Origin of the sequence: Paludisphaera rhizosphaerae (assembly GCF_011065895.1) — a bacterium.
GTDB classification, from domain to species: domain Bacteria; phylum Planctomycetota; class Planctomycetia; order Isosphaerales; family Isosphaeraceae; genus Paludisphaera; species Paludisphaera rhizosphaerae.
Genome location: NZ_JAALCR010000004.1, coordinates 132,672 through 144,903, shown reverse-complemented (window position 1 = coordinate 144,903; position 12,232 = coordinate 132,672). Strand labels below are relative to the sequence as shown.

Annotated in this window: 9 protein-coding genes, 1 tRNA gene and 1 pseudogene; 6 read left to right on the top strand and 5 right to left on the bottom strand. The window is 63.4% G+C overall.

All coding sequences use genetic code 11. The features are described 5' to 3' along the window. Positions 1 to 211: 211 nt before the first annotated feature. The 4 genes from G5C50_RS06715 to G5C50_RS06700 all read right to left on the bottom strand — a co-directional run bounded on the left by G5C50_RS06715 (position 212) and on the right by G5C50_RS06700 (position 4,349). Positions 212 to 1,585 carry a putative sugar nucleotidyl transferase gene (locus G5C50_RS06715; protein ID WP_240906990.1) on the bottom strand — a complete coding sequence of 458 codons (1,374 nt, stop codon included), beginning with the start codon at positions 1,583 to 1,585 and terminating at the stop codon, positions 212 to 214. Further along, positions 1,569 to 2,141 (bottom strand): transcription termination/antitermination protein NusG, encoded by a 573-nt coding sequence (nusG, locus tag G5C50_RS06710; protein WP_165066813.1) that lies wholly within the window; start codon positions 2,139 to 2,141, stop codon positions 1,569 to 1,571. The genes G5C50_RS06715 and nusG overlap by 17 nt, the downstream gene beginning before the upstream one ends. 368 nt (positions 2,142 to 2,509) lie before the next feature. After that, on the bottom strand, positions 2,510 to 3,103 hold the full coding sequence (locus G5C50_RS06705) for a sigma-70 family RNA polymerase sigma factor (RefSeq protein ID WP_165066810.1): 594 nt from the start codon (positions 3,101 to 3,103) through the stop codon (positions 2,510 to 2,512). Positions 3,104 to 4,202: 1,099 nt separating this feature from the next. Continuing rightward, positions 4,203 to 4,349 carry a hypothetical protein gene (locus G5C50_RS06700; RefSeq protein ID WP_165066808.1) on the bottom strand — a complete coding sequence of 49 codons (147 nt, stop codon included), beginning with the start codon at positions 4,347 to 4,349 and terminating at the stop codon, positions 4,203 to 4,205. A 708-nt stretch (positions 4,350 to 5,057) separates the two neighbouring features. Here G5C50_RS06700 and G5C50_RS06695 point away from each other — a divergent pair. From G5C50_RS06695 to G5C50_RS32900, 6 genes and pseudogenes are all read left to right on the top strand, one after another. Beyond that, positions 5,058 to 7,415 (top strand): PAS domain-containing sensor histidine kinase, encoded by a 2,358-nt coding sequence (locus tag G5C50_RS06695; RefSeq protein ID WP_165066805.1) that lies wholly within the window; start codon positions 5,058 to 5,060, stop codon positions 7,413 to 7,415. Then, the gene (locus G5C50_RS06690) at positions 7,408 to 8,088 is read left to right on the top strand and encodes a response regulator transcription factor (protein ID WP_165066802.1); all 681 of its coding nucleotides are present in this window, start codon (positions 7,408 to 7,410) and stop codon (positions 8,086 to 8,088) included. The genes G5C50_RS06695 and G5C50_RS06690 overlap by 8 nt, the downstream gene beginning before the upstream one ends. A 211-nt stretch (positions 8,089 to 8,299) precedes the next feature. Continuing rightward, positions 8,300 to 9,196 (top strand): annotated as a pseudogene (locus G5C50_RS33355) (IS3 family transposase); the annotation flags it as partial. 192 nt (positions 9,197 to 9,388) lie between these two features. Next, entirely contained in the window at positions 9,389 to 9,571 is a 183-nt protein-coding gene (locus tag G5C50_RS06680; protein ID WP_165066796.1) for a hypothetical protein, read from the top strand. Then, complete coding sequence (locus G5C50_RS06675) at positions 9,558 to 11,735, top strand: recombinase family protein (RefSeq protein ID WP_165066793.1); 2,178 nt, start codon at positions 9,558 to 9,560, stop codon at positions 11,733 to 11,735. The genes G5C50_RS06680 and G5C50_RS06675 overlap by 14 nt, the downstream gene beginning before the upstream one ends. Then, positions 11,735 to 11,866 carry a hypothetical protein gene (locus tag G5C50_RS32900; RefSeq protein ID WP_255487483.1) on the top strand — a complete coding sequence of 44 codons (132 nt, stop codon included), beginning with the start codon at positions 11,735 to 11,737 and terminating at the stop codon, positions 11,864 to 11,866. The genes G5C50_RS06675 and G5C50_RS32900 overlap by 1 nt, the downstream gene beginning before the upstream one ends. A 243-nt stretch (positions 11,867 to 12,109) precedes the next feature. On the opposite strand, the gene G5C50_RS06670 is transcribed toward G5C50_RS32900, so the two are convergent. Continuing rightward, positions 12,110 to 12,191, bottom strand: a tRNA-Leu gene (locus tag G5C50_RS06670). Positions 12,192 to 12,232 lie beyond the last annotated feature (41 nt).

The following is a 12,232-nucleotide window of genomic DNA, read 5'->3' as shown; positions in this document are numbered from 1 at the left end:
GTCTCGTCGTCTTTTGCCGGGGGGCAAGCCTAAGGCCGACCAGGTCGCCGGCCCCTCTACCCCATCAGAGGCCTGCCCGCCGTCGTCTGTAATCCATTGTCCGACGGCTCAGTCAGTCCGAACCAGCAAAGGATCGTAGAACGGGTTGGCACGGCAGCTGACGTTCGCAAAACCCTGGATGGCGCGCAGGTTGTGGCCCGCGATGGAATGGTTACTCGCCGACGGCACGCTGCGAGAGGTCACGTGAGGCGGCCTCGCCTCGGGCGAGTGCGGCCGCCTTATGGATGGCTCGTTCCCGCTCAAGCCGGGTGGCCTCGAACAGACCTTCATAGAGGCGTTCTTCTTGCTCGGTGAACTCCAGACCGCGCCGCCGCTTAACAGTCCGAGCAGTGGCGAACTTCTGCTCTAGCGACGGGCCGGGTGCAACGCGGCCGAAAGCCACCCTCACGAAGCTGGGGACGTGCTTCGGCAGCAGGATACCAGCCGGCAGGACGTCACACATCACGCCGATTGCTGCGCCCGTATTTAGCATCGAGCCCAGCCCGGTGCGAGTGTGGTCGCCCACGAAGCAGCCGACCTTGTTCTGCCCGGTGGCGATCGGATCGCCTTGCAACGGGACGTGGACCTCGCCGTAATCGTTGCGAAGGTCCGAATTCGATGTAATGGCCCCTAGGTTGACCCACTCGCCGACATAGGCGTGGCCGAGGAAGCCTTCGTGGTATTTGTTTGAGTATCCGTGAACGATCGCGGCCTCGACTTCTCCGCCGACGCGACAGTTCGGCCCGAGGGTGACTCCGCCTCGTAAGTTAGCCCGGAAGAGATGAGTGTCGCGGCCAATAAAGCAGGGTCCTTCGATCCGTGTAAACGGCTGGACCCAGGCATCGGCCTCGACAGTGATCGGCCCATTCGTTGTGTCGAAGACGGTGTAAGGGTCGACGCGAGCCGACTCGTGTACGAAGAGCCGATCTTGCGAGCCGACGACAGCGACGTGCTGCAAATCGCTCAATCGCAGTCCGTCCTGACGGCCGGGGCGGAAGTCAGAACGTAACGCCTCGGCGTTCCCCGACACGAGATCCCACGGCCTCTCGATCCAGCGACCTCCTACATCGAAGACATCAACGGAGGAGACCATCTCGTCAAACCAGTCTCCCACATTGCTGAGTTCCAGCCCGACCGCCTGCCCCGGTCCCGCCCACGCGCATGCTGGTCGTCCCTCGCAAAGACCGACCAGCGGTCGCCTCACCTCAGGCGGCTCGAATTCGGCAGAGGGCACCCAGCGGCCATTAACAACGAGCACCGGGCTACGGCCCAACCAGGCCCGATCGTTCAGAGCCCAGAGCGGATCTCGCCGGTGCCACAGGTCGACGAGATGAGGCCGGACGATCGCACCAAATCGGCCCCCGCCAGGGGCCAGCCCGAACGACCGAGCGACCCGCGCGCCGAGTCTGTCGGCGCCGAAGCGCAGATCGAAGACGGGACGTGTTAGAGTCAGCGGCTCGAGGTTGCTGACCCCGCCATCCTCCACGATACAGAGGCGCATGGCCTGCTCCCTTGGGAACAATCCGCTTTCAACCGCGTCGGTCATCGACCCGTTCGACCTGCCAATCCGCAAGCTCGATTGTGGCGCCCCTTCCCAGGAATCTGACGACCGCGACGAATTCGTCGCGACCCTGCCGCCGGACGACGGTGCCCCTCAATCCTTCCAGCGGCCCGCTACTGACCTGAACGACGGCGCCGACAGGAATACTCGGCTCGGCTTTAACAGTCAGGCCCGAATTAAGGAGCCTCTGGATCTGACGCAGGTCCCCCTGGATCTCGTCCTGATCGTAGACGGCTAGCACGTTAGCCAGATGGCCCCCCTTCGTCGCCTCGACCCGTTCGTACTCGTCGCTGAACAGGAAAAGGTATCCCGGAAACAGCGGAAGGCGGGAGCGAATCTTACGCCCATTAGGGGTGTGGCTAACGTGGTCGACCGAGGGGAGGTAGTGAGGGAGCGCCCGCTTTCTCAAAACCCTGGCGGCTTGCTTCTCTTGCCGGGGTTTCGTGTGAAGGCACCACCAACACCGACCTCGTGTGGGGTCAGCAGGCAGGTCAAGTAGGTCAGGAGGATAGATGTCGGGTTCTGCGGCGAGGATGGTCAATCTCAGCTCCCTTCAATGTCGCAGAGGCGACGCGGCCCCAGACCGCGACGGTCCGGTTGCGCTCGTTCGCGACTACACGTCGAGGCGACCGGGATCGCCCCCGATGTGCTCGCGTCAAGCGCGTTCCTTGGGCCCGTCGGTTGCAGGCCTTTGCCCGCCGATATATATGGCGCAATCCTTGCGCAAATGATGATCCGCCGCCCTAGCGGATAAATCGGCTCGCAACCGGCTTCGTGCCGAATCCTTGATCGGATTCCCGGGACGAACCGTCGCAGAAGTGGGGAGGCTTTCGACAGCCTCCTTACGACTCTTTATTTACGAATTCGAGTCGCTCTACAACCAAGAAACCATAAATCCATCAATTCGGCCTAAGTTAACAAAGCTTGCAGCCTGACAATTATAGTCCGCTTACGCTTATTTATCGCCTGCTGGCTGACTCCCAGGATTAGAGCCGCCCTGGACTCGCTCAATCCATCCCAGTAGAGGGCCTGGAGGACCTGTCGATCGGACAGGCTCAACCTGCCGATGCTGGCATACAGGATTTTGAGCTCATCCTCGGTGAACTCTCGCTCGCTCAGCGGCTGGAGGTCGAGGACGTCCTGGGACTTCTCATCGATCAGAAACCTGGCCGACCTCCACTCGGACCGCAGGCGGGTGATGAGACCAGCCATGAGCCGCGACCTGAGAAAAGAGTCCCAGGAGACGCCTCTGCCCGAGTCGAAGGCCCGCTCCGCGGCCAGCAGGATCAGGGCCGCTTCCGCCCGATTCTCCTCGCACCATTCCCGGCTCGACCAGCGTGGTGGGGGACGCCACCGGCGGGCTCGTTTCAGGCAGCTCTCAACGATCGCCTGACTCGTCGTAGGTATCCTTTCCGGGGCGGCGGGCCCCAGGCCCGATCGTGGCGAATCGGCTTCCGTCAACGAGAAAGCTGCGTCGAGCAATTGGGGCCTCGGATGGGTCATGGCTCTGCTCCGTGCAGGTTTGTTCGGCCACCATCTCAAGAGGGTTTTAGGCGACTTTTGCTCAACCCCCTTCGCCGTCGGGAGTTCAGGAGCTATCGCCTCTCCTTGACTCTAATGCGGTCCGCATCATCCGGCATTCGGCTGGCTAACCGCCTTGGATTGAAATCAACCGAGATCGGCACTCGCTGGCAGAGAGCCAATGGGTTAAGCCCAGGTTGCTGCGGGTTGAACGTCTCGATTCGCCGCCACCCTCGTCTCCGGTCCAGGCGAATCGAGCGGTGAGTCGCCGCCGGTTTGGCCTGATCCCTGGGGCCTGAAGCCCTGTTGAGGAGACGTAGCTCGATTCATGAGCCCTCCTGCCTTAGCCCAGGGCCGATGTCGAGATTCGACTGACTGGAGTCCTGCTCTGGGTGCCGCGTCGGTCCAGGTCCGGATGTCGACCGCCGCCATTGAGGGCCACAGCCCAGGCTACCCTAAGTAACGTTAATGTCCTAGTTCTGGGATCGAAATCTCGCGCACTCAGGCGACCACACTCACAGCGGGCTCCAGGCTGGGGCACTACCGACGGACCGCCCACACTCGCTTCGACATCTAACTTCCAGCTGGAGTGGATCACGAAATACCATAAGAATTTGCTGCAGGCGGACGTAGTCGTCCGTCGGTGGCAGATGGTGGTCTTACGGTTCACCGACCAGCCCTCGGCCCGAAGCACGCCTGCAATTCGCCGATGGCCGTAACGCGGGAGTTGGACCGCCAACTCCTCGCGCTGAGGGAGCAGGGCGTCGTGCTTGCTCAGCCCAGATTGGACATAACGCAGGCTGGACCGAGCCTCCCCCAAGGTGGCGACCGTGCACAGCGAGACGCCGAAGTCGCGAGCGACCTCGGCGGCGATGATCCGACGACGGATGGCACTCATGGCTTTTTTTACTGCCTCCTGGAGCATGCGGCGATCCAACGCCAATTCGGCCACCAACGTCTTGAGCCGGACGACCTCGTCCTCCAACTTGACCAGCCGCAACCGCTCGCGGGAGATGGGTTTGGCCTGTCGGAACTTCCAGCGATAATACGTCGACGAGCAGACGCCGATCTTGTGACAGGACTATTCGACGGTCAGCCTCGCCGCGACGTCGGCCTCGACCTCACGAATGACGGCGGCGATCCGTTCAGAGGGCGGTCGCTTCTCCATGGAGTCACCCTGGCACTCAGCCAGCTGGGCGTCTCCCATTACGCCTGGACCAGAATTCACGGGGCACTCCAGTCACAGTCACCGTGACCTGTTCTATAGCGTTGGCTCCCCGACCCTGGGATAAGCTCGCTCGTCCGAGCCGCCGCGAAGTGCCACGATGGCCTTGAGAGTTCCCGACCCTCACCCTACATCGTCAGCCGGGCCATGACAGTCAGGGACGAGGTCGATGGCAATGTAGGGGAAAGTCCTACTCGGGTCGTGTAGCCGTCACTCGATCCGAAGCGGACCCACGAATTGGAGCGGCCGGAGGTCATACGACAGGCGACGTGCGGCACGATCCCGACAGAAGCACAAACCGTCATGGCGACTGCGATCTCGGCCTTTCAGACCCGGATCGCCGAATTCAAGGCGAGGCCGACCAGAACACACCTCGCGAGTGCTCAGGGCGTCGCCGTCATGGGCAGGCCGGCCCCCCCCTCAGGCGACAAACCCCTTTCGCTTATCCCAATATCGATGTGAGCGGGCCTTCTCTAGTTAGTCGCTTCAAAAGAACCGGGGTCGGAGATAGAATGCCTACGATTCGATCCTTGTGATCAGCATCTCATCATTTCTGCAGGCTTTATTAAGGACAATCAGATGCCCCCCTCGCCCGCGCATGGGGCGGCTCATCTTCACGCGCCTACCCCGGGTCGACTCGTTCAATACATCGCCGCCGTATCGGCCACTGTGGCAGCATGCGGAATTCATCTGCTTCTTCGAAGCATCGGTATGGGGGCTGGACTCGAGCCGTTCAACCTGGCCGTTGCGCTCGTCGCTATCGGCTACGGCGGGAGTTCGGGGATCCTCGCAACAGTCTTGAGCGCCGCTGCGGTCTCCCTCGTTCCGATTGTCGGCGCCACCTGGTGGGAGATCCTCCTCTTTGGTGCGTCGGGGCTAATCATCAGCGCAGCAGCGGAGACATCATACCTCTCATCGCTGCCATTGCTCGGTGCCGGCGTTCGAGGTTCTCGCCCGAGGCTCGTGCACGCTTGGGGCGTGAAGGGGCTTCGGCGGCTACACACCGTAGCCAGGACGGGACGGAGTGCGGTGGTCGCTCCCGGACTCATACAGGACGAAGAGGCCGGGATCGACCGAGCGGCCGTCGAGGATTCCTACGACGCGTTGCGTCATGGGCACCCTGACCGGAAGGGCCTGTCGAACAATGCCAAGGATAGCAAACCCGTTGCGGCTCGAGTGAGCACCGTTTCGACTGCTGGCCCCAGCGGGAATCAGTCATCGGTACACGCCATTCGTACCGAAGCCCTGAACCACTCGGCACAGGTTGACTGCCAGCTAGAATTGCTGCTCAACGCCCCCCCGTCTGTGCTGACCGCGTACATCAACCGCGACGGTTGCTCTGGACTCAACGACGAGGCTTACCAGCGATGTTTCGCGAGTACCAGAGAGGCACTCTCGGATCGGCATGGATCAGGGGCCATTATCGATTCAGATTTCGAGATGGTCAGCGCGTCTATCGAGGGGTGGCTAGTGAGCCAAGCCCGATCGTTCGAGGCTCTGCCTGAGCGCCAGGACCAGATTGGTTACGTCCACACCGAATCTGTCAACAGACGTAACGAGTGCAAACTTGTTGCCGGTGTCGATTCTATCGTATTTGACATTGCCGGTTGTCGCCGAACCGAGTCCGTTCGCCGCTGCGCCGAGGTTGCCGGCCACCAGAGCGAGACGGGGCCGAGTCGAGCCGAGAACGCCCTAGGCGCCTCCGAGAGGCGGTTCATCGCGGCCTTCCGGAATAATCCGGACGCGCACATCATCAGTCGCCTGGACGACAGCCTGATCCTCGAAGTGAACCCCGCCTGGGAATCCCTCTTCGGGCTGCCGCCCGATCAGGCCATCGGCCGAAAGCTCTCCGAACTGATCGTGCAGGTCGCTCCGCTTGACCATGAACGCGTCCTAACCCATTTGAGTGAGCACGGCTCCATTCGAGGCATCGAGTTGTCCGTGCTCCAAAGCTCAGGCGCCATTCGCCATGCCAGTCTTTCGTGCGATCGAATCGAAATCGGGGAACGGGAATACATGCTGACCATCGTCCGAGATCTAACGCGGCAGAAGCTCATCGAGGAGGCATTGAACCAGCGCGAGGCTCGACTTACGGCGATCCTCGACGCAGAGGCCGACGCGATCATGACGATCGATCAACGGAGTATTATCGAGACGGTCAACTCGGCCGCCGACCGAATGTTCGGCTACGAGCCGGGGGAATTGATCGGCGAAAGCCTCTCGCGCCTGCTGGCGAATCCCTTCGATAAGCTCTCCGAAGGCCATTCGGCTGATGCCACGGACTGCAGCCTGGGCCGGCAACGCTGGGCTCGCCGGGAGGGGGTCGCCCGACGGAAAAATGGGACCTCGTTCCCCATCGAATCAGCCGTGAGCGAGATGGGCCATGGGAGGCGATATACAGTCGTCATCCGCGACGCGAGCTTACGTAAGGATTTAGAGCGAGAGGTTGTGGAGGTCGCCTATCGTGAACAGAGGCGTATTGGGCAAGATCTGCACGACATGATAGGACAAGAGTTGACCGCCCTGAGCATCCTGGCGGGCGAACTCTCAGACACCATGGAAACCGTTCCCAGGGACGCAAACGAGTTGGCCGGTCGTCTGACCCGGGGCTTGCAGCGTTGCCAGAACCAACTCCGCGTTGTCATTCGCGGCCTGCTCCCAGTCCCGGCCGAGCAGGACGGTTTGATGTTGGCATTGGCCGACTTGTCCGAGCGCGTCTGTCGCGACAACCAACTTGTATGCACCTTCGAATGCCATAGCCCCGTCGCCATTGTGGACAACCTCGTCGCCACGCATCTTTACCTCATCGCTCAGGAAGCGGTCCACAATGCGGTCAAGCACGCCCGACCCAGGACCATCCGAATCGTCCTCGAGGCTCGCGACGGAGTGGTTCTGCGCGTCGAGGACGACGGGCGAGGACTGGTCCCCTTAGAGAAAGACCTACGAGGCCTGGGTCTAAGAATCATGAAAAATCGTGCGGCTATTCTTGCCGCGCGGCTGACTATCTCGCCAGGCGTCCACGGTGGCACGGTCGTCACCTGCCGATTAGCGAGGAACCACGATGACTGAAGCTCAAAACTGCAGGCCGACCCGGGTCTTAATCGTCGACGACCACCCGGCGGTTAGAGAGGCCCTGGCTATCCGGATCGGACGACAAGCGGACATGGCGGTATGCGGCGAGGCCGCTGACACGGGGGAAGCACTCCAAGTGCTTCCAGCCTGCCGTCCGGATGTCGCTGTAATCGACATTTCCCTCAAGTCAGGAAATGGAATTGATTTGATCCGGAGGATTAAAGACAGAAATGCGCTTGTTCAGATTGTTGTTTGGTCTATGCATGCTGAGACCCTCTACGCTGAAAGGGCCCTCCGCTCCGGCGCGCTGGGGTATGTCAACAAAGACCAGGCTACCGATACCATTGTCGAAGCGATCCGCAAAGTCCGCCGAGGTGAAGTCTGGTTGAGTGAGGCAATGACCCAGCGTATGCTCCACCGTTCTGTAGGCGTCCGTCATCCAAGTTCCGCATCGCCGCTGGAAGACCTGACCGATCGCGAGCTGGAGGTTTTCCGTTTCATCGGCCGTGGTGTGAGGACAGGGGAAATCGCTCAACGAATGCATCTGAGCGTTAAGACGGTTGAGACGTACCGAGATCGCATTCGGACTAAACTGGATATCGTGGATGGAGCCCAGTTGGCGTGTATCGCCGCTCAGTGGGTCTTGGAGAACGAACGCGTTCCCCGGTGAGTGACGGCGATCGACGTAATGAGCATGGTTCCGAATATGGCCGGCACCAGAGCAGTATGTATTAGGCCTTCATAACGCAGCGAGGGTGCGAAACAGTTTAGAGCGACCTGCTGGACTTCCCCACGAAAGGCGAGCGCCCGGAAAAACGCGCAAGCTTATCTTGAGCAGGGCAGCGTTGTCCAGGAGTTGAAGGACGTTCACGGCCGAGGCGGTGCGTCGGACCTTGGAAGGGGGGCAACGGCCTCTCCGAGGTCGCGCGGGAGTTTAAATTCGGCGAGAACCTGCTCCACGGCTGGAATCAGGCCTTGGCCGCCAAGGTCGGCCATGCCTTCCCCGGCCGCGGGATCCTCCCGGCCGTCGAGGAGGAGCCGCATCGCCTCCGGGCCGAGGACCAGCGGCTCCGTATGGAGTGCGATGTCTTAAAAAAGCGGCGGCCTTCTTCGCCAGGAAGTCGTCGTGAGGTTCGCGTTCGTCGAGTTCCACTGTGGGGATTGGCCGGTCCGACTGATGTGCCGGGCCCTGGGCGACTCTGCCGGTGTGCTCTACGACTGGCGAGGGTACCCGCCGAGCGTCGGCCATCGGCGACGGGAATCCCTGGCCTTCGAGGTCGAGGCGATACATCGACGGACGAGGGCCCGTTACGGCAGCCCCCGGATCCACGCCGAATTGGCCGCCGCGAGCGGACGTTGCAGCGTGAACACCGTGGCGAAGCTGATGCGGGAACGCGGGATCGCCGCCAAGGCCAAGAGGAGGTTCCGCCGCACTGCCGACTCGAACGACCACCGCCCCGTGGCGGAGAACGTCCTCGGGCGATGGTTCGACCCGGGCGCCGTCGACCGCGCCTCGGCGTCCGACATCACCTACATCCCCACCCGCGCGGGCAAGCTGTACCTGGCGGCGGTCGAGGACCTGCACTCGCGGCGGATCGTCGGCTGGTCGATGTTGGAGCGGATCGACAGCCGGCTCATCGTCGACGCCCTGGAGATGGCGATCGCTCGGAGACTCCCCGAGGCGGGCTGACGGCCCACTCCATCGGGGCAGCCAGTACGCCAGCGAGCACTACCAACGCCTACTGGCCGTTCGCGGCATCACCTGCCACCTGAGTCACTGAGGCGACTGCTGGGACAACGCCTCGATGGAGAGCCTCTTCGCCTGCCTGAAGAAGGAGCCGGCGACGACCGCCCGTCGACGAGAGCGTTGTCGGAGTGGATATAACTGAGGTCGTGGCGTGTCCCTGGGCCTTGCTCGACCTGGCCCGCTTTTGTCTGGAGCATCGCGCCGACGCCGAAGGAGCTTCACCATGCCCGACCGAATCGCCTCCGTCCCCCCCCCGCGCCTGAAGCCGCCTCGACCGACCGGGCCTCGATGGCAGGACCTGCCGGAGAGCCGCCGGGAAGAGTTGCTCCGTCGACTCGGCCGGATGCTGGCGGAGCGACTCGCCGACCCCGACGCACAAGCGGAGGGGACGCATGATTCGCGATGACGCCCATCCGTCCGCCCACAAGATACGGCCTCGGCACTGCGACCGACTCGCCGTCGTCTACGTCCGTCAATCCACCCCGCAGCAGGTCGCCGGCAACCGCGAATCGTCCGACTTGCAATACCAACTGCGTCGACGGGCGGTCTCTCTGGGCTGGGCCGCAGGCCGCGTCGTGGTGATCGACGACGACCAGGGGCTCAGCGGGGCGTCCGTCGAGAACCGCCCGGGGTTCCAGCGGCTGCTGGCCGAGGCGTCGCTCGGGCACGTCGGCGTCGCGTTCGGCCGCGAGATGAGCCGGCTCTCGCGGTCGTGCAAGGACTGGTATCAGCTGCTTGAGCTGTGCGGCCTGTTCCAGGTGCTGCTCGCCGACGCCGACGGCGTATACGATCCCACCGACCCCAACGATCGGATGCTGCTGGGGCTGCGCGGCATGATGAGCGAGGCGGAGGTCCACGTCCTGAAGACGCGGATGCACCAGGGCAAGTTGAACAAGGCTCGGCGGGGCGAGCTGTTCACCTGCGTGCCGGTCGGATACGTGCGATCGCCAGACGGCGGGATCGCATTGGACCCGGACGAGCAGGTGCGAGCGGTCGTGTCGCTGGTGTTCGACAAGTTCGCCGAACTCGGCTCGCTGACGAAGGCGCACGCCTACTTCGCGGCCAACGACGTGCAACTCGGGCTCCGGGTGTACAAGGGCCCGGGCAAGGGACGGCTGGAGTGGCACCGCCCCCGACGCAGCACCCTCTACGAGATGCTGCGGCATCCGATGTACGCCGGGGCCTACTGCTACGGCCGCTCCCCCTTCGACCCGGCCCGACGGATCGCGGGGAAGCCGAAATCGGGCCGCTGGAACGCGCCGCCCGAAGAATGGGTCTGCCTGCTCCGGGACGCCGCGCCGGCGTACATCTCGTGGGAACGGTACGAGGCGAACCGACGGCGGCTGGCCGAGAACGATCGCGGGCCGGGCTCGAAGAAGGCGACGGGCCGGGCGCCGACCCTCCTGAACGGGATCGTTCGGTGCGGTCGATGCGGCCGCCCGATGGGGGCGAGGAACGCGCGAGCCTCGGCGAACCCGTGGTACGTCTGCGATTGGGAGTTCCACGAGTATGGCGGGCCGCGCTGCCAGAGCCTGGTCGCCGCGTACCCGGACAAGCCGGTCGAATCGCTGGTGCTCAAGGCCGTGGAGCCGGCGTCGCTGGAACTGAGCTTCCGAACCGCCGAGCGAGTCGAGCAGGACCGCGAGCGTTTGCATGCGATCTGGAAACAGCGAGTGGAGCGGGCCGAGTACGAGGCGGACCGTGCGCGCCGACAATACGACGCGGTCGAACCCGAGAACCGGCTGGTGGCGCGGGAGCTTGAGCGTCAGTGGGAGCGGAAGCTGGCCGAGCGGCGACGGCTGGAGGAGGACTACGACCGATTCCAGGCCGCGCAGCCTCGACGACTCGACGCGTCCGATCGAGGGCGGATCGCGGCGTTGGCGGCCGACCTGCCAGGGCTGTGGCACTGCCCGACGACGACCGGGGGCGACCGACGGGCGATCGTTCGGCTCCTGATAGAGCGAGTGGACCTGACTCGCGACGGGGAATCGGAGCGGATCGACGCGGCGATCCACTGGCGAGGGGGGACGACCACGCGACACGAGATCCGGCAGGGCCTGCGGACCTATCGGTCGCTCGGCGATCTGGAGCGGCTTCGAGGGCGCATCCTGGAACTGCGCGGAGCGGGATGGACTGCGGATGCGATCGCCGAGGCGCTCGACCGCGAGGTATATCGGGCGGCCCGAAGCGACGGTTTCACAGGTCATCAGGTGCGTCAATTGCTGGCGCGGTTCGGACGGGCGGGCGTCCCGGCCGGAATCCGCGACTCGACCGATCCGCCGGGGACGGGCGAGTGGTGGCTGCCCGCACTGGCGGCGGAACTCGGCGTGAAGCCGATCGTGATCCATCGATGGCGGTGGTCGGGATGGCTACACGCGCGGCAACTGCGAGGCGAGAATGGACGGTGGATCGTGTGGGCCGACGCCGATGAGGTCGACAGGCTTCGCCGACTGCGGACGTTCGAGATCGAGTCCCGCGGCCGACGGTCGCCGCCGGCCGAGTTAATCAGTCGGCCGGAGCGAACAGGCGATCCCGGCCGGACAACGCGATCACCGAGTGGAGGTGAATGATGCCTCGTTCAAGAAGGAACTGGTCCACGGCGAGGGCGAGCGTCTTCGAGTACATCGAGGTCTTCTACAACCGAGTCCAACGGCATTCGTCGGTCGGCTACAAGTTCCCGGACAAGTTCGAGCGATCCTGATAACCGTTAACCCCACGATCGCCATTCGTAGGGAAGTCCTCCGAGACCTTACCTGGGGCGAACGTGCCCCGCCATCCGGAGTGGAGGGGCTGGCAGAGCCAGCCGTCGCCTTTACCTTGGATTGAGGCCTTCGGAGCCCCCCAACGTCAGACCAGCCCGGCCCGGGAGAGTGCAGAAGAAATGCAGAACCCCGGATCGACCGGCCCTGAGGTCGTCGCCATAAGCCCTTTTGATTCTGTCGATTGCGAGAGGAGGGACTCGAACCCTCACGCCTTGCGGCACAGGAACCTAAATCCTGCGCGTCTGCCAGTTCCGCCACTCTCGCGGGGCGGCCCGTCGCGATCGGGCCGGTGGGAAGTTATCGTA